Below are 23,808 nucleotides of genomic sequence, written 5' to 3'. Positions count from 1 at the left end.
TAGGGGCCGCTCGTCGTTTGCACGGCGGTGACGTCTAGGCATCGATGACCGACCCGGCCTCAGAAAAGACGCAGGTCGGTCGACTCGATACCGCGCAGGGAGTCGTAGTCCAGTGTCACACAGCGAATTCCTCTGTCCTCGGCGAGAGTACGAGCCTGAGGCTTGATCACCTGGGCGGCGAACACGCCCTTCACCGGAGAAAGCAGCGGGTCGCGGTTGAGCAGCTCCAGGTATCGGGTCAGCTGCTCAACACCATCGATCTCGCCCCGACGCTTGATCTCCACCGCCACGCTCACACCGTCGGCATCCCGACCGAGGATATCGACCGGGCCGATCGCAGTCATGTACTCACGGCGAACCAAACTGTACCCGTGACCCAGGGTCTCGATGTGCTCGGCGAGAAGTTCCTGGAGGTGAGCCTCGACGCCGTCCTTGACTAGGCCCGGGTCAACGCCGAGTTCATGCTCGGACTCCTGATGAATTTCCGTAATAGTGATCCGTAGCTGCTCGCCGGCCTTGTTCTCGACCACCCAGAGGAGATGGTAGGAATTGTCGGGATGCTCCGTTTCCGTGAGCGAACAGGGCGGCGTCATCCAGTTGAGCGGCTTGTATGCCCGGTCGTCGGCGTGGACACTAACCGAGCCGTCAGCCTTGACCAGGAGGAGTCGCGGTGCCATCGGAAGGTGCGCCGTGAGGCGACCTACATAGTCGACCTGGCACGTGGCTACGACGAGTCGCAACGAATTCCTCCTGAGAGTTCAGCTGGGCTGGACGGTGGTCAACGGCGCCGACGAGGCGGGCGGACCTGCTCCACGGAGCAAGCCTCGATCCAGGAGCGGAGCCCGGTCAGCTCGGACGGTCCCAGGCAGAGTTCGCTTTCCACGGTACGATCCCGCCGATCATGTCCCGAGAAGCTCACGATCGATTCCCCCTCCTCCGCAACGTCGAGTTCGTCCCCGGTGGGTTGTCGCTGGGGACCGAGGATCAGGGAGCGTCTATCCAGGCGGGTATCCGCGGTGAACCTGATGCTGACCAGACGGTAGAAGGCCAGCTCGGTGTCCGAGTAACGAATCGCCCCGTAACCCCAGGACCGCTCGCCTGATCGACGAAAGAGAACAGACGTGGAGTCGCGCCGGACGATGAACAGGCGATACACAACGGCCGCGGCCACCGGGGCGAGGATGAGCACGACGATCGCACCGAGAATGAACTCGATGGCAATCGTCAATCTGCTCAACCCCTTCCGATGGTCGCGGCCGTGGGTGACGGTCGGGACCGATAGTGCTAGGCGCCGGCCTTGTCGACGGCAAGCAGTCGACCACGAGCAGCCGCCGAAGCAGCGGCGTCGTCGCCCGCCTCGGTCAGTGCCCGCTCGGCTGCGGCGCGGTCGATGGTATCCGACCACTCTGCCGACTCACCGAGGATACTGACCTTGTTGGCGGTCACCGAGAGGAATCCGCCCTGCACGGCCGCGACCTTCTTGCCCTCGTCCGTGTAGACGGTCACGGTGCCACCGGTGTCCAGCTCGCCGAGCAGCGGTTCGTGCCCGGCCTGGATACCGATCTCGCCCTCGGTGGTCTTAGCAACGACCATCGTGGCGGTCCCGGACCAGAAACGGCGCTCGACCGTAACGAACTCGACTTCGATCTCAGCCATGATCTACTGTCACCTCCCCGCGAGCTTCTTAGCGGCGGCCTCGACGTCGTCCAGACCACCGATGCCGTTGAACGCCTGCTCGGGCAGATGGTCAAGCTCGCCCTTGCACAGCTTGTCGAAGGCCTCGATGGTGTCCGACAGCGGGACGACCGAGCCGACCTGGCCGGTGAACTTCTCGGCGACGAGGAAGTTCTGACCCAGGAAGCGCTCGAGTCGACGTGCACGCTGCACGGTGACCTTGTCCTCCTCGGAGAGCTCGTCCATGCCCAGGATGGCGATAATGTCTTGGAGCTCCTTGTACTTCTGGAGAATCCGGATGACTTCCTGCGCAACCCCGTAGTGCTTCTCACCGACGATACCGGGCTCGAGAATACGAGAGGTCGAGGTGAGCGGGTCGACAGCCGGGTAGATGCCCTTCGATGCGATCGAGCGGGACAACTCCGTGGTGGCGTCGAGGTGGGCGAAGGTGGTCGCCGGCGCCGGGTCGGTGTAGTCGTCGGCGGGCACGTAGATCGCCTGCAGAGAGGTGATCGAGCGACCGCGCGTCGAGGTGATCCGCTCCTGGAGCTGACCCATCTCGTCCGCCAGCGTCGGCTGGTAACCAACGGCGGACGGCATACGGCCGAGCAGCGTCGAGACCTCGGAACCGGCCTGGGTGAAACGGAAGATGTTGTCGATGAAGAGAAGGACGTCCTGTCCCTGCACGTCACGGAAGTACTCGGCCATCGTCAGGGCCGAGAGAGCGACGCGCATACGCGTCCCCGGCGGCTCATCCATCTGGCCGAACACCAGGGCGGTGTCCTGGAGGACGCCCATCTCTTCCATCTCGAGGAAGAGGTCGGTGCCCTCGCGGGTACGCTCACCGACGCCGGCGAACACCGACGTACCGGAGAACTCACGCGCGATACGGGTGATCATCTCCTGGATCAGCACGGTCTTGCCGACGCCGGCACCACCGAACAGTCCGATCTTGCCGCCCTTGACGTACGGGGTCAGCAGGTCGATGACCTTCACGCCCGTCTCGAGAATCTCGGTCTTGCCCTCGAGCTGGTCGAATGCCGGCGGCTCACGGTGGATCCCCCACTGCTCACCGTCCCGGCCTGTACCGGGTGCGTCGAGGCAGTCGCCGAGCGCGTTGAATACGTGGCCCTTGACGACGTCGCCGACGGGCACCGAGATGGGCTTGCCGGAGTCAACGACCTCGGCTCCGCGGACGAGACCATCGGTGGACTGCATCGAGATGCAGCGCACCATGTTGTCGCCCAGGTGCTGGGCGACCTCGAAGGTCACGGTCTTGGCGACCGCCTCGAGGGTGATCTCCGCGGTGAGGGCGTTGAAGAGGGCCGGGAGGGCGCCGCGCGGAAACTCCACGTCGACGACCGCACCCAGGACGCGGGCAACCCGACCGGTGAGACCGGCCGTGCCCGTCGTGCTCTGATCGGTAACAGCTGTGGTCATTGCTTAGTCACTTCCTGCGCTAGCGGCGAGCGCACCGGCGCCACCGACAATCTCGCTGATTTCCTGGGTGATCTGTGCCTGGCGAGCCTGATTCGCCTCTCGGCTGAGGCCCTCCACGAGCTCGGTGGCGTTATCGGTCGCCGACTTCATGGCGGTCCGTCGCGCCGCCGACTCCGATGCCGCCGACTCGAGAAGCGAGGCGAAGGCGCGGGTCGACATGTACCTGGGGAGAATGTTGTCGAGCAGGGTGTCCGCGTCGGGCTCGAAGCTGACCTCCGGCTTGAACTCGGACACGGCCTCCTGATCGTCCTTCATCAGGCCGCCGCTCAGGTCCAGCTCCTCGATCTCGACCTCGGTCTCGATCGGGGCCAGTCGACGTGCACGCGGGGTTTGCGTGAGCATCGAAACGAACTGCGTGTAGACGATGTGGACCTCGTCGACGCCTTTACGTGTGGTATCCCCGTCCTCATTCTCAAGGAACTCTGACGCGTCGAAAGTCGCGCCGCCGCCAGCTCTGAACGCTGCCGATAGAAGTTGGAACGCGGGGCGCGCCTCCTGGTAATCAGGCTTCTGTGAGTGCCCGTGCCATGCTCCGGCGAGTTCGATTTCGCGGAACGTGTAGTACACGATCCCCTTGTTGCCCATCACATAGATGTCGACCTCACGGCCGACCTCTTCGAGATAGGCGATGAGCTCGGCGGCCTCTTTGAGCACGTTGTGGTTGTACCCACCACACATGCCACGGTCGGATGTCACCACGAGGACGGCGGACCGCTTGGGGTCCTCCGGCTCGTTGAGCATCCGGTGCTTGAGCGACGAAGCACTCGCGAGATCGGTGAGGATCTCGGTGATCTGGTCCGCGAAGGGCTTGGCCTCCGCGACACGGGCCTGCGCCTTGGAGATCTGCGAGGTCGCGATCAGCTCCTGGGCCTTGGTGATCTTCTTGGTCGAGTTGACCGACTTGATGCGATCACGAAGTTCACGCATGTTCGCCATGGTGGTGGATCACTCTCCTCTCGGCCTCGAATCGGATGGCTGTCATCGCTGGCCTCAGGCCTTCTTCTTCTTGGTGACCTTGAGGGTCTCGCGATCGATCTCGTCCTCCGACAGTGCCTCGGCCTCGGGCTCATTGACCACCCGTGACCCGTCGGAGGCGACGAAGCCTTCCTTGAATTCGTTGGTCTTGGCTTCAAGGGCCTGCTTGGACTCGTCGGACAGTGCGGCGCCGCCGTCGATCTGCTGGAAGACGTCCGACGCCGAATGGCGCAGGGTCTCCAGCAGCTCGTTCTCGAAACGGCGGACATCGTCGACCGGGACGCTGTCGTAGAAGCCCTCACCGGCGAGGTAGATCGACACGATCTGATCCTCAACGGCGACCGGGGAGTTCTGATCCTGCTTGAGAATCTCGACGAGTCGCTGACCCCGCTCAAGCTGGGCCTTGGAGGCTGCGTCGAGGTCGGAGGCGAAGGTCGCGAACGACTCCAGGTCGCGGTACGCGGCCAGATCCAGACGGAGCGAACCGGAGACCTTCTTCATGCCCTTGGTCTGTGCGGCGCCACCGACTCGAGAGACGGAAATACCGACGTTGACGGCCGGACGCACACCGCGGTTGAAAAGGTCCGACTCGAGGAAGACCTGACCATCGGTGATCGAGATGACGTTCGTCGGGATGAAGGCGGAAACGTCGTTGGCCTTCGTCTCGATGATGGGTAGCCCCGTCAGCGAGCCGCCGCCCATCTCATCGGAGAGCTTGGCGCACCGCTCGAGCAGACGGGAATGCAGGTAGAAAACGTCGCCGGGGTATGCCTCACGGCCCGGCGGACGACGGAGCAGCAGCGAGATGGCGCGGTACGCATCGGCCTGCTTGGAGAGGTCGTCGAACACGACCAGGACGTGGCCACCGTCGTACATCCAGTGCTGACCGATGGCCGAGCCCGTGAATGGCGCGAGCCACTTGAAGCCGGCGGAGTCGGAAGCCGGAGCCGCCACGATGGTGGTGTACTCCATCGCACCGTTCTCCTCGAGGGTGGTCTTGACACCCGCGATGGTGGAGCCCTTCTGGCCGATGGCGACGTAGATGCAGCGAAGCTGCTTGGTCTTGTCGCCGGACTCCCAGTTGGCCTTCTGGTTGAGGATCGCATCGATGCAGACGGCGGTTTTACCGGTCTTACGGTCGCCGATGATCAGCTGACGCTGTCCTCGCCCGATGGGCGTCATGGCGTCAATCGCCTTGATGCCCGTCTGCATTGGCTCCTCGACCGGCTGACGCTCCAGCACGGACGGGGCCTGCAGCTCGAGTGCGCGGGTTTCGGTCGACTCGATCTCACCGAGACCATCGATGGGCTGACCGAGCGGATTGACGACGCGTCCGAGGAAGCCGTCACCGACGGGAACGGACAGAACGTTGCCGGTGCGTCGCACCTCCTGCCCCTGCGCGATCTCGTTGAAGTTACCGAGAATCACCGCGCCGATCTCGCGGTCCTCAAGGTTCAGAGCGACGCCGAGAACGCCGCCCGGGAACTCGAGGAGTTCGTTGGCCATCGCGGACGGGAGTCCGCTGATGTGGGCGATACCGTCGCCGGTGTCGGTGACGATTCCGACTTCCTCGCGCGACGCCTCGTTGGAGACCGTCGACGTGTAATTCGCAATCGCACTACGGATCTCGTCGGAGGAGATAGTCAGCTCCGCCATGTCATTCCTGCTCTCACTAAGTGTGGTCTGGATATGTGTAATCAGGTGAGCATCGACCGAGTGCGACCGCTGCTCGTCGGGTAGACGCCTAGGGAAGCGCTCGTCGTACCGCCGCAAGCCGACCCGCGACGGAACCGTCGATGATCTCGTCGCCGACGCGAATCACCATTCCACCGAGAATTTCCGGGTCGATCTGCACGTGCACGGTCATCTCACGTCCGTAGATCGAGGCGAGCTTCTCTTCGAGAGCACTCTGCTGTTCGGCGCTCAGCTCGCTGGCGCTGGTGACCACCGCAACCGACTGTCCCTGGAGTTCGGCGGCCTGCCGGGACAACCCGTCGAGATCATCGGCCGGCATCCCGCTCGGGCGGGCGATGGTCTGGCTCGCGAGGGTTTCGGTAACTGCTGTCACCTTGCCGTAGAGGACCTGACCGAGCAGCGCCCGCTTGGAGTCCGCGGAGGTCGAGCGGTCAGACAGCGCCTGCTCGAATCCCGCGTCGCTCGCGACGATGCGACCCAATCGGAACAGTTCGTCCTCGACTGCGCCCAACTGGCCCTGCTCGCGGGCCGAGATCAGGAGAGCCTCACGGCCGAGCGTGACGAGTCCCTCACGGAGATCTCGCGGAGAGGACCAGGTCAGAGCGACCGCAGCAAGCACGATCGCGAGGCTCGACTCATCGATCTTCCAACCGAAGACCGATCGGACGAGGTCCTCGCGAGCCTCCACCGGCGCCGACGAATCCGCGACAGCGACGCGAAGGGAACGGTCACCCTCCAAAACGTCCACTACCTGGAAGAGGTCGGCTCCGACCTTGGCGCCGGTGGCGCCCCCTGCAGGGTTCTCGGAGAGCGAGGACTGCAGGACCGACCGGGAGTGCTCGAGGGCATCACGGCTTGCTGCGTGCATAGTCTGCTTTCTCCTTACTTCTGGCCCGCCCCGGCGACCTTGTCAAGGTCGGCGAGGAAACGGTCGATGGTGCCCGAGCGGCGAACAGGATCAGAAAGCTGCTCGCCCATGAGACGCTCTGCGAGCTCCACCGACTGCCGTCCGAGATCGCCACGCAGTTCGGTGACGATCTGCTGACGCTGGGCGGCGAGCTGCTGCTGGCCTGCTGCGACGATTCGGTCGCTCTCGGCCTGTGCCTCGGTCTTCATGTCCGCGAGGATCTGCTGCCCCTGAGCACGGGCGTCGTCACGGATCTTTGCTGCTTCCCCACGCGCCTCGGCGAGCTGCGCGTTGTATTTGTCCAGCGCCGCCTTCGCCTCGGCCTGCGCTGCCTCCGCCTTCTCGATGCCACCCTCGATGCGCTGGCTGCGCTCGTCCAGGACCCGCTTGAACATCGGGAGAACGAACTTCCAGAACACGAACAGGACGATTACAAAGGGGATCAGCGACCAGACGAGGTCGTACAGCGCCGGCGAGAGGACGTTTGGCGTCTCCTCCAGCGGGAGTTGCTCAGCCTCCTGGGCGAGGATGTGGATCGGATTCATGTCGTTGACCTTGGCTCCAGCCGGCTATCAGAAAATGAAGCCGGTGACGATGCCGATGAGCGCCAGGGCCTCGGTGAAGGCGATGCCCAGGAACATCGTGGTGCGCAACTGGCCGGCCATCTCGGGCTGACGAGCCATGCCCTCGATCGCCTTACCGACGACGATGCCGATGCCGATGCCGGGGCCGATGGCGGCGAGGCCGTAGCCGATGGCGCCGTAGCCCTTGGCCGTGGTCTCGACGGTCTCGGCAGCTTGGGCGAGAGTGACGATATCCATGTGGGTTTCCGTTCCCTTTCAGATGGCCGGTGCGGGATGTCCGCACGCGGTCGTCGGTGTGGTCTGGGTATCCCGACGCTCTCAGGCGTCGGAAGTCTCTTAGTGACTGTCGGCGTGCAGTGACAGATCGATGTACACCGCGGTGAGCAGCGCAAAGATGTACGCCTGCAGGAAGATCACCAGCAGTTCGAAGAATGTGAACGCCACCGACACGATGATGGTCACAAGGCTGACCGCGGTCCACCCGTTGAACTGCCAGAAGAAGAAGTTCGTCGCGGAGAACAGCAGGACGATCATGATGTGCCCGGCCAACATGTTGGCCATGAGACGAATGGTCAGCGTCGCCGGTCGCAGGATGAAGGTCGAGACGAATTCGATCGGCACGACGAGCAGGTGGAGTGCCGGCGGAAGGTTCGGCACCACGACGGACTTACCCACGAAGGAGAAAAAGCCGTACTTCTTGGCCCCGGCGTAGATGAAGACCACGTACGCGATGGCCGCCATGACAAGCGGCATTCCGATCCGGGCGTTCGGCGAGATGTTGAATCCCGGAATGACCGCGGGCAGGTTCATGAACAGCGTAAGGAAGAAGATGGTCGCGATGACCGGAAGGAACCGGTCTCCGTCCTTCTTCCCGATGATCTCGTCGGAGATGTTGTTCTTGACGAAGTCGAGAGCAATTTCCCCAACGTTCTGCAACCCGCGCGGGACCACTGCCGCCTTACGCATCGCCAGGTAGAACAAGACTGCGACGACCGCAGCCGCGATCAGTCTGATGATCATCAGCCGGTCGAGCGCGAAGGGCGTGCCCTCGAAAAGTACTGCCGGCGGGAAGAAGTCGTGCAGCGACGGCGAGTGAAATTCGCCCTTGAATGCCAGCAGTGAGGTGCTCAGCGTTCTCTCCCCTGTTCGGGCCGCCTGCGGAGACGGTGGTCATGTCCAGTGTTTCGTTCCGACCTGCGGAACCCGTGAAGGCCCGGGGTTGTCAGCGGCGCGTAGAGCCGGCTCATCCCGTATCTCCTCCGCAGGACATCGTAACAAAGGACCGCCGCACCAGCCTAAGGGGGGCACCATGCGTTGTTATCGCATCCAGACCTGGACGAAACCTCGCCGTGACCCCTCGGGAACGACGAAGAGGCTCCTGCTTAGGCATCGACGTACGGGGCTTTGTTCCGCAGCACCGCGACGGTCTCCGAGGCGAGAACCACCACCATCGCGACGACGATCGTCACCGCGAAAGCGGGCTTCGAGTAGAAGTCGAGCGGTTTGAGCACCGCGACGATGCCGATAGCCACGATGAGCTTGAGCAGCCAGGTCCCAAGAAGGACGGCTCCGGTCACCTGCGGCGAGGTCCTGGCGGTAGCGATCACGACGACCGCGGTCACGAGGACGAACATCCCACCGACGGCGGCACCGAGCAGAGCGCCCCACAGGCCGGGCATACCATCAACGGCCCACCACAATATGGCGCTGAGCACCAGGAGGACGGTCAGTGCACCGGCGCCCAGGGCCACCGCCCGCCGCAGGCCTGCGGTGTGCGCGCTCTCGACGGGCTGGTGTTCGGATCCCGCGGGGGTGTCGGTCATGTGGTGCAGCCTAGCGGTGGCTGTCCGCTCCCCCGGATTGGTCCTCACTACGCGAGCTACGCAGACGCGGAACAAGCGTGGCGGTGAGGACGGAGATCAAGCCGGCGCCGACGAGCGGGACGATCACCTCGGTCGGCAGCATCGTGGCGCCGACCGCACCAAAAGCGATCAGCGAGACCCAGGCGTAGATGACCAGGGCCACCCGGCGATGGGAGTGCCCCAACGCCAGCAGCCGGTGATGAAGATGCATTTTGTCGGGCGCGAACGGACTACGCCCGGCTCCCACGCGGCGGACGACAGCCATCACCAGATCGAGCATCGGAACGAACATCGCGGCGGCCACCACGATCATGGGTGAAAGCAGGACGATCATCTCCTGCGGCCCGTACAGACTCTGCGAGATCTTTCCCGAGGCACTGGTGGAGGCCGCGGCCAGGACGAGCCCTATCAGCATCGATCCGGAGTCGCCCATGAAGATGCGGGCGGGCTGGAAGTTGTGCGGCAGGAAGCCCAGTAGAGCTCCCGCGAGAACCGCGGTGACCAGCGCTGGCGGGTAAGCGCCGACGGTCCCGCCCTGGTCGAGCATGATGCCCACGGAGAACAGGCAGATCGCGAGGGCCGCGATCGTCCCGAGTCCGGCCGCGAGCCCGTCCAACCCGTCGACGAAGTTCATCGCGTTGACGATCGTCAGGGTGAACACGACGGTGAGCAACCCGGCCTGGAGTTGGTCCAGAACGAGGATGTTGCCGTCGCCGAACGGCAGGTAGACAAGGGTCCACGAAACCCCCATGGCCACCAGGACTCCTGCCGCGGCTGCCTGACCGGCGAGTTTGGTCACCGCCCCCAGCCCGAGGATGTCGTCGACGATACCCACCAACACGATGACGCCGCCCGCGAGGATGGTGGCCTCGACATCCGGGGCGAAGGGCGGAAAAGCCCTGTTCAGGGCAGGGAGCTGCGCGGCGAGATAGATCGCGACCAGCATCCCCGTGAAGATGCCCACGCCGCCTAGTCGCGGAGTCGGGACGAGGTGTACGTCGCGCTCACGTGGGTACGCCAGGCCGCCGATCGTCGGCGCCACCCCTCGGACCATCCCGGTAACGACAAAAGTGACGAGGCCGGCGGTCAGTCCGATGAGCAGGAGCTCCCGGAACGGGATCCCGATGCCCACGGATCAGCCTCGAAGGGCCGCGGGGTCGATGCCGAGGACCCCGCCCACGCGCTCGGTGGTCACCGCTCCCTCGCGGACGATTCGCGGTGCGGAGCCGGTGAGGTCGACGATCGTGGAGGGCTGGCCGATCGAGCAGGGGCCCCCGTCGAGGTAGACGGCTACCGAGTCACCGAGCTGCTCACGTGCCTGGGTGGCGGTGGTCGCCGGCGGCTGACCCGAAACATTGGCACTGGAGACCGCGAGCGGTCCGACCTCGCGCAGCAACTCGAGGGCAACGGGGTGCAGCGGCATCCGCAGCATGACCGTCCCCTGGGTGTGCCCCAGGTTCCAGTTCAGCGACGGTGCCTGGTGGACGATCAGGCTGAGTCCGCCGGGCCAGAAGGCGCGGATGAGGTCGCGGGCCGGGGCGGGCGTGCTCACCACGAGACCGTCGATGGTCTCCCAGGAGCCCACCAGGACCGGCACCGGCATGTCGGGACCGCGCCGCTTGGCCGACAGAAGCAGGTTGACCGCATCTGGGTCGAAGGCGTCCGCGGCGATACCGTAGAGCGTGTCGGTGGGGGTCACGACAAGCCGGCCGGCGCGCAGTGCGCCCGCCGCTGAACTGAGGCCGACCTCCCGGCCGGTCTCCTCGGTGCAGTCGTAGGTGATGGTCACCGGGCGATCCCCTTCTGGACTCTGGTGTCGACCTCGTCGTCGACGAGGCGGGTAGCGGTGACGAACCGCGGGCGGTCGGCGAGGTCGGTGTGCTGCTCCACGGTACCGAAGCCGCCCTGCGCGGAGACCACCGCCGCAACGTCGGTGCCGGTCGTGTCGTCGTGCTCCACGGCGAAGTGTCCGCCCGGGGCGAGCAGTCCGGCCGCGACGTCGACGAGAGGAATGACGACGACGAGGCCGTCACTGCCCCCGAACAGCGCGGTCGGTGGCTCATGCGCGAGGACGTCGGCGGGCAGGTCATCGGTGACGGGAATGTATGGCGGGTTGGACACCACCGCCGTCACCCGACCCCGCAGGTGCGAAAGGACATCCGGATCCGTAGCGTCGCCGCGATGGATGACCACGGGCGTATCTCCCGCTTCCTCGCGTTCGACGGCGTTCCGTCGGAGCCACCCGAGGGCCGCGTCGTGGAACTCCACCGCATGAACCTGTGCGTCGGGTCTGGCGTGGGCGATCTCCAGCGCGATCGTGCCGCTTCCCGCGCAGAGATCCACCACGACCGGTGGCGGCCCGACACCCGGGGCGGGCAGCGCCTTGAGCGTCCATTCGACCAGCAGTTCGGTCTCGGGGCGCGGGATGAACACCCCCGGCCCCACGAGCAGGTCGAGACGACCGGAGACAGCGCGACCGAGCAGGTATTGCAGTGGTGTGCGATCGCGGGCACGGGCCGCGACGAGCTCGTCGACGCGTGCGGCAGCATCGGCGTCGAGGTCGTCGGTCAGCATCAGCCTCGACCGATCTACACCCAGGACGTGGGCGCAGATGAGTCGGGCCTCGACGTCTGCGGAGTCGATACCGGCGTCGCTGAGGGTCTGGGCCGCCGACCGCACGGCGCCGGCCACACCGACAGGGCCGGGCACCACGGTCCTAGGCCTCTTCCATGCGACGACGACGGTCCTCGACCGCAAGGGCGTCGAGAACCGCGTCCATGTCGCCGTCGAGTACCGAGTCGAGGTTGTGCGCCTTGAAGCCCACGCGGTGGTCGGCGATCCGGTTCTCGGGAAAGTTGTAGGTCCGGATCCGCTCGCTGCGGTCGACGGTGCGGACCTGCGTGGCCCGCCCCTCCGAGGCCTCTGCGCTGGCGGCTTCCTCGGCCGCCGCCTGGAGACGTGCCGCCAGGACCTCGAGCGCGCGTTGCTTGTTCTGCAGCTGGCTACGTTCGTTCTGACACGTGACCACGGTGCCGGTGGGCAGGTGCGTGATGCGCACGGCCGAGTCGGTGGTGTTGACCCCCTGACCGCCCTTGCCGGAGGAACGGTAGACGTCAATCCGTAGATCAGATTCGTCGATCTCCACGGGGCCGACGTCCTCGGGCTCCGGGAACACGAGCACGCCAGCGGCCGAGGTGTGGACCCGTCCCTGGGATTCCGTCACAGGGACACGCTGGACGCGATGGACCCCGCCCTCGAACTTCATCCGTGACCACACGCCGTCTCTCGACGGCTGCCGGGCGCGGATCGAGTAGGACGCGTCCTTGATGCCACCGAGATCGGATTCGGTCATGCCCAGTACCTGGACGGTCCAGCCCTGCTTCTCCGCATATCGGGTGTACATGCGGGCCAGATCGGCGGCGAAGAGGGCGGACTCCTCGCCGCCCTCACCGGATTTGATCTCCATGAGCACGTCGTCTGCGTCGTGCGGATCCCGCGGCGCGAGGAGATCCGCCAACCGGGACTCCAGAACCGAAGCCTCGCCATCCAACCGCTCGGCCTCGGCTGTGAACGAGGAGTCGTCGTCGGCCAGTTCCCGCGCGGCGTCGGCGTCGTCACGTGTCGACACCAAGGCCCGGTGGCACTGCACCACCGGGGTGAGCTCGGCGAACCTCTTGCCAACACGGCGTGCTGCGGCCGCGTCCTCGTGCAACGTCGGGTCCGACAGTTGCGCCTCGAGACCGCCGTACTCGGAGAGAACGTCGTCGATCGAGGACGACGCCCTCCCTACTGGATCGCTCACTCCTCGTCCTGGGGCAGGCTGGGCGTCGTCTTGGCCACCTGCAGGAGGAACTCGTAGTTGGTGGTCGTCTTGCGCAGTTGCGACATGAGCAAGTCGATGGCCTGGTGCGAATCCAGTCCCGACAGAACACGGCGGAGCTTATGCATAATCCCCGCCTCCTCTGGGCTCATGAGGAGCTCCTCCTTACGCGTGCCTGAAGGGCCCACGTCGACCGCTGGGAACACTCGCCGCTCGGCGATGCGCCGATCGAGCTTGAGCTCGGCGTTTCCGGTGCCCTTGAACTCCTCGAAGATCACGGTGTCGCCGGCCGAACCGGTCTCGACCATCGCCGTGGCGATAATCGTCAGCGAGCCGCCGTTCTCGATGTTGCGCGCCGCGCCGAGGAAACGCTTGGGTGGGTACAGCGCGGTCGAGTCGACACCGCCGGAGAGGATCCGGCCCGAAGCGGGCGAGGAGTTGTTGTACGCGCGACCGAGACGAGTGATGGAGTCGAGGAGGACGACGACGTCCTGCCCCAGCTCTACCAGTCGCTTCGCGCGCTCGATAGCCAGCTCCGCGACCTGCGTGTGATCACCCGGCGGCCGGTCGAACGTCGACGCGATGACCTCGCCGTTGACCGACCGCTGCATATCGGTGACCTCCTCGGGGCGCTCATCGACGAGCACCACCATGAGGTGGCATTCCGGGTTGTTGATGGCGATCGCATTGGCGATGTTCTGCAGGATCGTGGTCTTGCCCGCCTTGGGCGGTGACACGATCAGGGCGCGCTGCCCCTTGCCGATCGGCATGATCAGGTCGATCACCCGAGTGGAGATGATGTTCTTCTCCGTCTCGAGGCGGAGTCGCTGGTTCGGGTACAGCGGGGTGAGCTTGCCGAAGTCCGGACGCTGACGCATATCGTCCAGCGAGCCGCCGTTGACCGTATCGATGCGGACCAGGGAGTTAAACTTCTGACGATTCTTGCCGCCGCCCTGTCCGCCGCCGCCCTGGCTCTCGCCCTGTCCGTCGCGCGGCATCTTCACAGCGCCAGTGATCGCATCACCGCGCCGAAGACCGTGGCGACGGATCATGTTCATCGACACGTACACGTCGTTCGTCCCGGCGAGGTACCCCGAGGTGCGGACGAACGCGTAGTTGTCCAGGACGTCCAGGATTCCGGCGACCGGCTGCAGGACATCGTCTTCTCTCACCTCGGTCTCGCCCTCGACCGGACGGCCGCCACCGCGGTTGCGCTCGCGCCGACGCCGACTGCGACGTCCGCGGCCGCTGCCGTCATCATCCCGGTTCTGTCCGTCGCCGCGGGGTCCGTTATTGCTCTCGCCGCCGCCCTGGTTGCCCTGGTTGCCCTGCTTTCCCTGGCCGCCACGGTCGTTCTGGCCAGCGCGCTCGTTCTGACCGCCCCGGTCGTTCTGGCTACCGGAGTCGCCGCTCTGCTGATCACGATTCTGGTCCCGGTTGCGGCCGCCCTGCTGGTCACGGCTCTGCTGATCGCGGTTCGGGTCGCGGTTCTGGTCGCGGTTGCGACCGCTCGACTGGTTCGAGCCTTGCTGGTCGCTCGATCCCTGATCGTCACGATCTTGCCCGCCACGACGTTGGCGGCCACTCTGATCCTGGGTCTGCCGCTGAGTTTCACCCCGGTTGTCAGCGTCACCGGAGGCCTCGTCGCGGGGGTCGGACTTGTCGCCGCTCTGCTGCTGACGGCCCTGCTGCTGCCGGTCCCGCCTCTGCCCACGATCCTGCTGGCCCCGCAGCTCGGCCTGCTGGGTCGCCTCACCACTCGGCGCGGACTCAGCCTGCCGATCGTCCGACTCGGGACCGGTGGCGGTGGCGGTAGCGACCGTGGGATCCGCGGCCTTTGCTGCGGGGGCAGCCGTGGCCACATCCGTGCGATCGGCGGCCGGGGCGCGCCCCCCACGGGAACTCTCGATCATCGAGACGAGCTCGCCCTTGCGCTTTCCGGACAGGCCCTTGAGGCCCATCTGTTGCGCGATTGACTTGAGGTCAGCGAGTCGCATCGCCGACAGTGGAACGCCCTGCGGGGGCGTGGAGGTGGTGTCCGTCGAGGTCACGGGGATCCTTTCTGGGCTCGGTACCGGGGCGGTCGTGACCGCCTCGCATCGAGCAGGTGTCCGGGAAGCGGACTTGGCGTCCCGGGTGGCCGCTGAGGCCTCCCGCATCGGCGAATTGGCCGAATGCGGATACTTCGTTTGAGGGGGACCCACGTGAGGGGAGAGTGCCCACCGTGCGGGAGTCCCTGTTCACCACTCGCCGTATCAACCGCTCCCACCGAGAACTGTCCTAGCGGAACCAACCCAGTATCGGGGGCGTCGCGTGGGAGTGATCAGGGTGCGGGGACGACCGGGCGTCCGTGGCTGCGTCAAGCATACTACCCACGCACCGAATCCGTGCACTTCCCGTGGCGAGTCTCCACCGGGCGTCCGCCAACCGATGATCGGGCGGTAACCTACAGCTCATCTGGATCCATGCGAGGAGGGAGCCGCTCGTGTTCGGAACGATGCTGGACACGCCGCTGCTCGTTTCCGCGATCCTCGATCACGCTGCCCAACGGCACGGCAGTTCGACGGTGACCGGCTTCAATGCTCTGGGCGAGTCACGGACAGTCCGGTTTGAAGTGATAGCAGCAAGGGCAGCTGCGACGGCTCACGCACTCGCCGAACTGGGAATCCGGCCCGGCGACGTGGTGGGCATCCTCGCCGGCAGTCGTCCCGAGACTGTCGAGGCGATGCTGGCCGTCCCATCGATGGGTGCGGTGGCACTACCCGTGAACATCCTTCGCCCAGCGTCTTTCATGGTCTCGGTGCTCCGCGAGAACTCGGTCTCCGTGGTCCTGGTCGATCCGGAGGTCCTCCCTGCCGCACTCTCCGTGGCTGCGGACGTCGAGACCCTGCGCCACCTCGTCGTCGTCGACGCCCTCGCCCCGACTGTCACGGACGACGCCCCCGTCGAGGTCCATGCCCTGGAGACGCTCCTCGACGGCCAGCCCACGAACTACCCGTGGCCCCACCTCGACGAGCACATGGCCGCCGCCATCGCCTACACGTCCGGAACCACGGGCACGTCCAAAGGCGTGGTCTACACCCACCGTTCCATCTGGCTCCACTCCATGCAGATGTGCGCGGCGGAGAGCGCGTCATTACGGAGTGGCGACACCGTGCTCACAACCATCCCGATGTACCACGTGATGTCGTGGGGATTGCCCTTCGCGGCGTTCATGTCGGGTGCAGACCTCATCACCGCCAGTTTTGACCCCGGCCGGGACTCCGACCGCGGGCGCCACCTGGCTGAACTCCTGGGCACCCACCGGCCCAACAAGCTCACCACCACGCCCGCAGCTCTCCAACAGCTCCTGTCCCGGCTGGAGTCCCATCCCCAACCGATCAGCCATCTCGCCGAGATCGTCGTGAGCGGCTCCCCTGTACCCGAGGCACTTTTCGACGCGTTCGTCGAGCGACACGACGTCACGATCGTCCAGGCGTACGGACTCACCGAGTCCAGTCCCATCGTCTCGTTTGCTCGCCCCGACCCGCATTCCTCCGCGACCCACCGACGTTCTCAACTCCTCGGGCAGGGCCGCTTCCCCGCTGGAGTCCAGGCCCGGGTCGTCGACGGCGACCGTATTCAACCCAACGACGGCTGGTCGGTCGGGGAACTCCAGCTCCGTGGCCCGTGGGTGACCGCCCGGTACATCTCCGACCAGTCCTCCGAACGGTTTGTCGACGGGTGGCTACGAACCGGGGACATGGCCACCATCTCCCCCCGCGGGTATCTCAACGTGGTCGACAGAGTCGACGACATCATCGCCTCCGGCGGCGAACTAATCTCGACTATTGAGCTCGAACACGCCATCGTTCACGACGATCGCGTGAGCGAGGCGGCAGTGATCGGCGTTCCCGACAATCGGTGGGGCAACCGGCCACTCGTGCTGATCAACCTCAAGCCCGGCGTCAACACCGCCGCACGCTCGCTCTGGGAGCGCCTCGAGGGCCAAGTCGAGATGTGGAAGCGACCCGACCACTGGGCCTTCGTCAAAGACATCCCCCGCACCACGGTGGGCAAGTTCGACAAGATAGAGATCCGCGCCCGGCACGCGGCGGGAGAGTACGACATCACCACGATCCTGCCGGGATCACAGCACCGTACCGCTGACGGCTAGTTCTCGGACACAACCCGGGCGCCGTCCGCGATCTCCAGGTCCAGCACCCGCCAGCCCTGCTCCTCTGCTTGCGTCCGCAGGTCGGCCGGCAAGGCCGAAGTACCCAGGACCAGGACGGTGGGACCGGCACCGGACACCGTCGCCGCGAGGCCCCGGTCCCGCAGCCGCCCGACCCACTCGGTGGTGGCGACCAACGCGGGTGCCCGGTACGACTGGTGCAGCCGGTCTTCCGTCGCGGCCAGCAGGAACTCCGGATGCGATGCCAGAGCGACCGACATCAGTGCGGCGCGACTGGCGTTGAACGCCGCGTCCTCGTGCGGGACCGTCGCCGGTAACAGCCCACGGGTCCGCGCGGTAGACGACGTCTCCGCCGGGACCAGTACGGTCGCGACGATCGACGGGTCCACCTCCATCCGTACCGCCCGGTACGTGACGGCTGTGGCCGATCGCTCGGTCCACGAGACCACGACGCCACCCAGCACACTCGCCGCCGCGTTATCCGGGTGGCCCTCGAACTCACTCGACAGCTGTACCAGATGCTCGTCCGTCAACGCGCCGCCCATGAGACCGTTCGCTGCGACCAGCCCCCCGACCGCAGCAGACGCCGACGAGCCCAGACCACGCGAGTGCGGAATAGCGTTGCGACACGAGATCCTGACGCCCGGCGCACCCATACCCCCGGCACGTAGTCCTGCTTCGACCGCTTTGGCCACCAGATGCGAAGCGTCCGCGGGAACCTCGCCGGCCCCCTCGCCTTCCACGTCGAGCTCCAGACCGGAGTCAATGGTGGTCACGCTGATGATGTCGTGCAAGCCCAAGCCCACGCCGAGCGCGTCGAAACCCGGACCCAGGTTCGCACTGGACGCAGGCACCTCCACGGTGACCGTGCGCCCGACAGGAAGGATGCGGCCCCCCGAACTGCCGAAGACCTCGGGGCCGGAGCCGCTCTTGTCGCTCATTCCAGACCGAGCGCGCTGGCGACGGCCGTGGGATCCACGGGGATCGGCTCAACCTCCGGCATTCCCAGGAGGGCGGTGTCCGGGTCTTTGAGACCGTTACCGGTAACGGTGCACACGATGGTCTGCCCGGCTTCGAGTTCCCCGTTCGCGTGAGCATCGAGAAGTCCGGCTATGGAGGCCGCTGACGCCGGTTCGACGTAGACGCCGTCCTTGGCGGCGACCATGCGGTAAGCCTCGAGGATCTGCGCGTCGGTGCGCTTGCGGAACGTACCTTCCGATTCGTCACGAGCCGTGACGGCGCCGTCCCACGACGCCGGGGCACCGATCCGGATAGCTGTAGCGATGGTCTCCGGATTCTTGACCGGAGCACCGTCGACGAGCGGGGCCGATCCCGCGGCCTGCACGCCCATCATCCGAGGCCGAGCAGAGATGACACCATCCGCGTGATACTCCGAGTAACCCCTCCAATACGCGGTGATGTTGCCCGCGTTACCGACTGGGAGGAAGTGCAGATCCGGGGCCCGACCCAGCACGTCGACGATCTCGAACGCCGCGGTCTTCTGTCCCTCGATGCGGACCGGGTTGACCGAGTTCACGAGCCCGATCTCGGAATAGGTGGACGTGGTCTTGCGTGCGAGCTCCAGGCAGTCGTCGAAGTTCCCGTTGACCTGGATGATAGTCGCGCCGTGCATGACCGCCTGCGCGAGCTTCCCCGCCGCGATCTTGCCCTGCGGGATGAGCACAGCGCAGCCCATGCCCGCACGGGTGGCGTAGGCAGCGGCCGAGGCGGAGGTGTTCCCGGTCGACGCGCACAGTACGGCCTTCTGGCCACGCGCCCGGGCGTCAGTGACCGCCATCGTCATACCACGGTCCTTGAACGAACCAGTCGGGTTCAGACCCTCAACCTTCAGGTAGACCTCGCATCCGGTGACCTCGGACAGGTGCGTCGCACGCATGAGCGGCGTACCGCCCTCGTACAGTGTGACGGCCTGCCAGTCGTCCCCGATGGGTAGCCGGTCGCGGTAGGCCTCGATGAGACCTGGCCAACGGCTGTGCACGGGCTTGTGGTTCCTGCTCATTCTGTGTCCACTCCCTCGAGTCGGATGACGCTGGTGATGGCCGTGACCGCATCCTGATCGGATAGCGCAGCCACCGTGTCAGCTAGCGCTCGCTCGGATGCCCGGTGGGTCAATACGGTCAGTTCGGCGCTGGGATCGACGTCCTCGCCCGCGGACTCGGGGATCTCGACCTCGGTCTGACGCACTTGTGCGATCGACACGCCGTGATTCGAGAACTCGGCGGCCACCAGGGAAAGGACGCCGGGCTTGTCCGCCACGCGCATGCGCACGTGGTAGCGCGTGGACACCTCGCCCATCGACGCCACCGGCAGATCCGCGTACGTCGACTCCCCCGGCGCACGTCCGGCACCAACCTTGTTGCGGGCCGCCGCCACCATGTCGCCCAGCACCGCGGACGCGGTCGGCGCTCCCCCGGCGCCCTGGCCGTAGAACATCAGACGACCCGCGGCCTCGGCCTCGACCACAACCGCGTTGAACGCGCCGTTGACTGTCGCCAGCGGGTGAGTATTAGGCAGTAACGCCGGGTAGACACGGGCGGACACCGCGTCGGTGCCGTCCGCGCGCCGGAGCTTCTCGCAGATCGCGAGAAGCTTGATGGTGCAGTCCATGTCGCGAGCCGACTCGAAGTCGTCAGGCGAGATCCGCGAGATCCCCTCCCGGTACACATCGCCTGCGGTCACGCGACTGTGAAAGGCGATGGACGCGAGGATTGCGGCCTTGGCGGCCGCGTCATATCCCTCGACATCGGCGGTGGGGTCCGCCTCCGCGTATCCCAGGCGGGAGGCCTCGGCAAGAGTCTCCGAGTAATCGGCACCCGTGCTTCCCATCTCCGACAGGATGTAATTCGTGGTGCCGTTGACGATCCCCAGGACCCGCTCAACCTGGTCGCCGGCCATCGAGCGTCGCAGCGGGCCGATGACAGGGATCGCGCCGGCCACGGCCGCCTCGAAGTAGAGATCGGTGCCGGAGGAATCCGCCGCCTCCGCCAGTTCATCGGTGTATTCGGCCAGGAGCGCCTTGTTGGCGGTGACCACGGCCTTTCCGTGTCCGAGCGCGTCCAGCAGGAGCGGGCGCGGCACATCGATGCCGCCCATGAGCTCCACCACGATGTCCACGTCGTCACGCGATACCAATGCGGCCGGATCCGCGGTGAGTAGATCGCTGTCGAGCCCCCGGTCACGGCTAAGGTCGCGTACCGCGACTCCCCGCAGGACAAGCGGCGCGCCGATGCGGGCGGCCAACGCGTCGGCATTCTCGGTCATGTAGCGGATGACCTCGGTGCCCACGGTGCCCATTCCGAGAACTGCCACCCCCACGGGTCGCACGTCCGACTCAGTCGAATCGCTCACTGTCCCACCTCCAGGCTCGTCAGATCGTCTAGGGTCTCACGTCGCAGCACCAACCGTGCCCGGCCGTCTCGTACGACGACGACAGCGGGCCGGCCGATGAGGTTGTAGCGACTCGACATCGAATAGCAGTAGGCCCCGGTCGCGGCGACGGCCACTAGGTCACCGGAAATCAGGTCATCGGGCATCCAGAGGTCGCGGACCACCACGTCACCGCTCTCGCAGTGCTTACCCACCAGACGCGAGACCACTGGTTCCGCTTCAGAGCGACGCCCCACCAGCCTGGCGTCGTACTCCGCGTCATACAGCGCCGTGCGGATGTTGTCACTCATCCCGCCGTCCACGCTGATGTACCGGCGACTCTCGTCCCCGGGGAGGTCGACGTCTTTGATCACGCCGACCTCGTACACGGTGACTGTTCCCGGTCCCGCGATCGCACGACCCGGCTCCACGACGAGCGTCGGTGTGACGAGTCCGGCCTCGGCGGCGAACGTTTCGACGATATTCTTGAGAGACTCGGCGAGCTCGGCCACCGGCGGCGGGTCATCCGAGGGGACATAGCTGATCCCCAGGCCTCCGCCGAGATCCAGATAGTCCAACTGCGCGGTGCGCTCCGCACCGAACTCGTCAACTATCTCGCGGAGGAGTCCGATGACGCGTCGGGCGGCGAGCTCAAATCCGTCGATATCGAAGATCTGCGATCCGATATGGCTGTGCAGGCCCGTCAATCGGATGTTCTTCGCGCCGAAGACCGCACGCACGGCCTCCATAGCGGCACCTCCGGACAGGGAAAACCCGAACTTCTGGTCCTCGTGCGCAGTGGCGATGAACTCGTGGGTGTGGGCTTCGACGCCCACCGTGACACGGACGAACACGTCCTGAATCACGCCCTCCTCGCCGGCAATCCGGTCGAGGAGGTCGATCTCCGACATCGCGTCGATCACCACGTGGGCCACACCGCTCCGGACGGCCAGCCGCAGCTCGTCGGCCGACTTGTTGTTGCCGTGCATCGTGATCCGGTCCGTGGGGAAGTCCGCCCTCAGCGCGATCGCGAGTTCTCCGCCCGAGGCCACGTCCAGGCTCAGCCCCTCTTGGGCTACCCACCGTGCGGTTTCTGTGCACAGAAATGCCTTGGACGCATAGTGGACCCTCTCGGCCCCACCGAAAGCCTCGGCCATCTCGCGGCAGCGCGAGCGGAAATCGTCCTCGTCGATCACGAACAGGGGTGTGCCGAATTCCGCGGCTAACTCGTCGGCGGGCACGCCGGCGAACTCGACAACGCCGTCGTCACCCCGCGCCGCGCCGCGTGGCCAAACCTTGCTGTCCAGAGCCATGAGCTCCTCAGGGCTCAAGGGACGCTCCGCTATGCCCGGGGCATGCGGGAACTCGTGCCGTGCCCCGGCCGGGTGCGCGCTCACATCTTCTCCGGTGCGCTCACGCCGATCAGGCGGAGTCCGTTACCGAGGGTCTGGCGGGTGGCCGAGCTCAGCGCGAGCCGGGCGGCATGAAGCGGACCCGGTTCCTCGTCGCCCATGGGCAGGACGCGACAGGTGTCGTAGAACCGGTGGTAGGCGGCGGCAAGCTCTTCGAGGTACCGGGCAACGCGATGCGGTTCCCGCAGGTCCGCAGCACTGGCGACCACCCGGGGAAACTCCCCGATCGTTCGAATGAGCGCACCCTCTCGGTCCTCAACCAGAAGTGACAGGTCCGCCGCTTCCGTGGTGACTCCCAGATCCGCGGCGTTCCGCGCCAGGGACGACAGACGGGCGTGGGCGTATTGCACGTAGAAGACAGGGTTGTCGTTGGTGGCTGACGTCCACAACTGCAGGTCGATGTCCATGGTCTGATCCACGGACGAGCGAATCAGTGCGTAGCGGGCCGCGTCCACGCCGATAGCGTCTACGAGGTCATCGAGCGTGATGACGGTGCCCGCCCGTTTGCTCATCTTGACCGGTGCGCCGTCCCGGACGAGGCTGACCATCTGACCGATGAGTACCTCGATGGCCGCGGGGTCGTTACCCAGCGCTTCGGCAGCGGCCTTGAGCCGGGCGATGTAACCGTGATGATCCGCCCCCAGCATGTAGATGCACAGGTCGAACCCTCGCTCACGCTTGTCGAGGAAGTATGCGATGTCGCCGGCGATATAAGCCGCGTTCCCGTCAGACTTAAGGACCACGCGGTCCTTGTCATCACCGAAGTCGGTCGAGCGCAGCCACCACGCCCCCTCGAATTCGTAGAGGGTGCCGTTGCCTTTGAGGGTGTCAATCGCACGGTCCACCGCGCCGGAGGTGAACATCGAATTCTCGTGGGTGTAGACGTCGAAGACGGTGCCGAACTCCGCGAGGGACTCCTTGATGTGGGTGAACATCAGATCCACCCCGGTCGCGCGGAAGGTCTCGAGGGCCTCCGCCTCCGGCTTGTCGAGCACGTCGGGGTGAGCGGCCACGACCTGGGCGGCGATGTCCTCAATGTAGGCACCGGCGTAGCCGTCCTCCGGGGTGGCCTCGCCTCGAGCGGCCGCGAAGAGCGACCGGCTGAACCGGTCGATCTGGGCACCGTGGTCGTTGAAGTAGTACTCGCGAGTGACCTCGGCACCCGAAGCCTCCAGGACGCGCCCCAGGGCGTCGCCGACGGCCGCCCAGCGAGTTCCGCCGAGATGGATGGGCCCGGTGGGGTTGGCGGAAACGAACTCCAGGTTGACCCTGCGTCCCGCCATGGCATCACCGACGCCGTATGCCTCGCCCATTTCCAGGACCGTGGAGACGAGCGAGCCCTGGGCGCCGGAATCGAGTCGGATGTTGAGGAAGCCCGGACCCGCGATCTCTGCGGCCTCGACGCCCGGATCGGCAACGAGGGCGTCGGCGAGTTCCTGCGCGAGATCACGGGGGGCCGCCCCCACCCTCTTGGCCAGTTGCAACGCGATGTTGGTCGCGTAGTCACCATGTTCCGGGTTGCGGGGCCTCTCCACGGTCACCGAGTCCGGAACGACCGAGGCGTCGGCTCCACGTTCGGTCAGAACGTGGACGAGTGCGGCGCGGATGAGTGCGGCGAGGTCGGCGGGAGTCACGTCTTCGTATCCTAGATGTCGGCACGTGGACAGCGGAATCGGACGCCTTGAGAGTCGGGGTGCCGCCCGCTCCATCAGGGCCGATGAGGTCGCCCCCTCCGCCCGGTGCTACGATCGGTTTCGCCGTTCGAGAGGTGAGCCACCCGTGGACACCGTTTCATCGGTCTCCGACCCGTGAGGGTCG

The 23,808-nt window shown here is 65.9% G+C and carries 22 protein-coding genes; 1 reads left to right on the top strand and 21 read right to left on the bottom strand.

Annotated features, from left to right (window positions below; translation table 11 throughout):
- Nucleotides 1-59 precede the first annotated feature (59 nt).
- From nucS to rho, 16 genes are all read right to left on the bottom strand, one after another.
- A complete protein-coding gene (gene nucS, locus ON04_RS09945; protein ID WP_010541466.1) occupies nt 60-740 on the bottom strand; it encodes an endonuclease NucS in 681 nt (226 codons plus the stop codon).
- Nucleotides 741-778: 38 nt separating this feature from the next.
- Entirely contained in the window at nt 779-1,228 is a 450-nt protein-coding gene (locus ON04_RS09940) for a DUF2550 family protein (RefSeq protein WP_010541465.1), read from the bottom strand.
- Between the two features lie 56 nt (nt 1,229-1,284).
- Nucleotides 1,285-1,656 (bottom strand): F0F1 ATP synthase subunit epsilon, encoded by a 372-nt coding sequence (locus tag ON04_RS09935; RefSeq protein WP_010541464.1) that lies wholly within the window; start codon nt 1,654-1,656, stop codon nt 1,285-1,287.
- A 9-nt stretch (nt 1,657-1,665) separates the two neighbouring features.
- Nucleotides 1,666-3,114, bottom strand: coding sequence for a F0F1 ATP synthase subunit beta (gene atpD, locus ON04_RS09930; protein ID WP_010541463.1), 1,449 nt, complete (start codon nt 3,112-3,114; stop codon nt 1,666-1,668).
- 3 nt (nt 3,115-3,117) lie between these two features.
- Complete coding sequence (locus ON04_RS09925; RefSeq protein WP_010541462.1) at nt 3,118-4,110, bottom strand: F0F1 ATP synthase subunit gamma; 993 nt, start codon at nt 4,108-4,110, stop codon at nt 3,118-3,120.
- A gap of 54 nt (nt 4,111-4,164) precedes the next feature.
- Entirely contained in the window at nt 4,165-5,805 is a 1,641-nt protein-coding gene (atpA, locus tag ON04_RS09920) for a F0F1 ATP synthase subunit alpha (RefSeq protein WP_010541461.1), read from the bottom strand.
- 88 nt (nt 5,806-5,893) lie between these two features.
- Nucleotides 5,894-6,712 (bottom strand): F0F1 ATP synthase subunit delta, encoded by an 819-nt coding sequence (locus ON04_RS09915; protein ID WP_010541460.1) that lies wholly within the window; start codon nt 6,710-6,712, stop codon nt 5,894-5,896.
- A 14-nt stretch (nt 6,713-6,726) separates the two neighbouring features.
- Nucleotides 6,727-7,296 (bottom strand): F0F1 ATP synthase subunit B, encoded by a 570-nt coding sequence (locus ON04_RS09910; RefSeq protein ID WP_010541459.1) that lies wholly within the window; start codon nt 7,294-7,296, stop codon nt 6,727-6,729.
- A 27-nt stretch (nt 7,297-7,323) separates the two neighbouring features.
- Entirely contained in the window at nt 7,324-7,572 is a 249-nt protein-coding gene (locus ON04_RS09905; RefSeq protein ID WP_010541458.1) for an ATP synthase F0 subunit C, read from the bottom strand.
- A gap of 99 nt (nt 7,573-7,671) precedes the next feature.
- Nucleotides 7,672-8,355 (bottom strand): F0F1 ATP synthase subunit A, encoded by a 684-nt coding sequence (gene atpB, locus ON04_RS09900; RefSeq protein ID WP_010541457.1) that lies wholly within the window; start codon nt 8,353-8,355, stop codon nt 7,672-7,674.
- A 362-nt stretch (nt 8,356-8,717) separates the two neighbouring features.
- On the bottom strand, nt 8,718-9,158 hold the full coding sequence (locus ON04_RS09895) for a Cg1360 family ATP-synthase-associated protein (protein ID WP_010541456.1): 441 nt from the start codon (nt 9,156-9,158) through the stop codon (nt 8,718-8,720).
- A 10-nt stretch (nt 9,159-9,168) separates the two neighbouring features.
- Nucleotides 9,169-10,329 (bottom strand): glycosyltransferase family 4 protein, encoded by a 1,161-nt coding sequence (locus tag ON04_RS09890; RefSeq protein ID WP_010541455.1) that lies wholly within the window; start codon nt 10,327-10,329, stop codon nt 9,169-9,171.
- A 3-nt stretch (nt 10,330-10,332) separates the two neighbouring features.
- Nucleotides 10,333-10,986, bottom strand: coding sequence for an L-threonylcarbamoyladenylate synthase (locus tag ON04_RS09885; protein WP_010541454.1), 654 nt, complete (start codon nt 10,984-10,986; stop codon nt 10,333-10,335).
- Nucleotides 10,983-11,909: a peptide chain release factor N(5)-glutamine methyltransferase gene (gene prmC / locus ON04_RS09880; protein WP_010541453.1), complete on the bottom strand. Its 927-nt coding sequence runs from the start codon at nt 11,907-11,909 to the stop codon at nt 10,983-10,985. The genes ON04_RS09885 and prmC overlap by 4 nt, the downstream gene beginning before the upstream one ends.
- Nucleotides 11,910-11,913: 4 nt before the next feature.
- Complete coding sequence (gene prfA, locus ON04_RS09875; RefSeq protein WP_010541452.1) at nt 11,914-12,999, bottom strand: peptide chain release factor 1; 1,086 nt, start codon at nt 12,997-12,999, stop codon at nt 11,914-11,916.
- The gene (gene rho, locus ON04_RS09870) at nt 12,996-15,014 is read right to left on the bottom strand and encodes a transcription termination factor Rho (RefSeq protein WP_033444245.1); all 2,019 of its coding nucleotides are present in this window, start codon (nt 15,012-15,014) and stop codon (nt 12,996-12,998) included. The genes prfA and rho overlap by 4 nt, the downstream gene beginning before the upstream one ends.
- Nucleotides 15,015-15,502: 488 nt before the next feature.
- On the opposite strand from rho, the gene ON04_RS09865 reads away from it, so the two are divergent.
- Nucleotides 15,503-17,173 (top strand): long-chain-fatty-acid--CoA ligase, encoded by a 1,671-nt coding sequence (locus tag ON04_RS09865; protein ID WP_010541450.1) that lies wholly within the window; start codon nt 15,503-15,505, stop codon nt 17,171-17,173.
- On the opposite strand, the gene thrB is transcribed toward ON04_RS09865, so the two are convergent.
- Genes thrB through argS form a run of 5 tightly spaced genes read right to left on the bottom strand, consistent with a single transcriptional unit; the run spans nt 17,170 to nt 23,624 of the window.
- Nucleotides 17,170-18,132 (bottom strand): homoserine kinase, encoded by a 963-nt coding sequence (gene thrB / locus ON04_RS09860; protein ID WP_010541449.1) that lies wholly within the window; start codon nt 18,130-18,132, stop codon nt 17,170-17,172. The genes ON04_RS09865 and thrB overlap by 4 nt on opposite strands.
- Nucleotides 18,129-19,211 (bottom strand): threonine synthase, encoded by a 1,083-nt coding sequence (gene thrC, locus ON04_RS09855; RefSeq protein WP_010541448.1) that lies wholly within the window; start codon nt 19,209-19,211, stop codon nt 18,129-18,131. Before thrC ends, thrB begins: the two co-directional genes overlap by 4 nt.
- Nucleotides 19,208-20,560: a homoserine dehydrogenase gene (locus ON04_RS09850; protein WP_010541447.1), complete on the bottom strand. Its 1,353-nt coding sequence runs from the start codon at nt 20,558-20,560 to the stop codon at nt 19,208-19,210. Before ON04_RS09850 ends, thrC begins: the two co-directional genes overlap by 4 nt.
- Nucleotides 20,557-21,975 (bottom strand): diaminopimelate decarboxylase, encoded by a 1,419-nt coding sequence (gene lysA / locus ON04_RS09845; protein ID WP_033444221.1) that lies wholly within the window; start codon nt 21,973-21,975, stop codon nt 20,557-20,559. Before lysA ends, ON04_RS09850 begins: the two co-directional genes overlap by 4 nt.
- Nucleotides 21,972-23,624 carry an arginine--tRNA ligase gene (gene argS, locus ON04_RS09840; protein ID WP_010541445.1) on the bottom strand — a complete coding sequence of 551 codons (1,653 nt, stop codon included), beginning with the start codon at nt 23,622-23,624 and terminating at the stop codon, nt 21,972-21,974. The genes lysA and argS overlap by 4 nt, the downstream gene beginning before the upstream one ends.
- Nucleotides 23,625-23,808 lie beyond the last annotated feature (184 nt).

The organism is Dietzia alimentaria 72, assembly GCF_000226215.1.
In the GTDB taxonomy this organism is placed as follows: domain Bacteria; phylum Actinomycetota; class Actinomycetes; order Mycobacteriales; family Mycobacteriaceae; genus Dietzia; species Dietzia alimentaria.
Note: the sequence above shows the minus strand (reverse complement) of the source record. Positions and strands in the feature narration are given on the sequence as shown.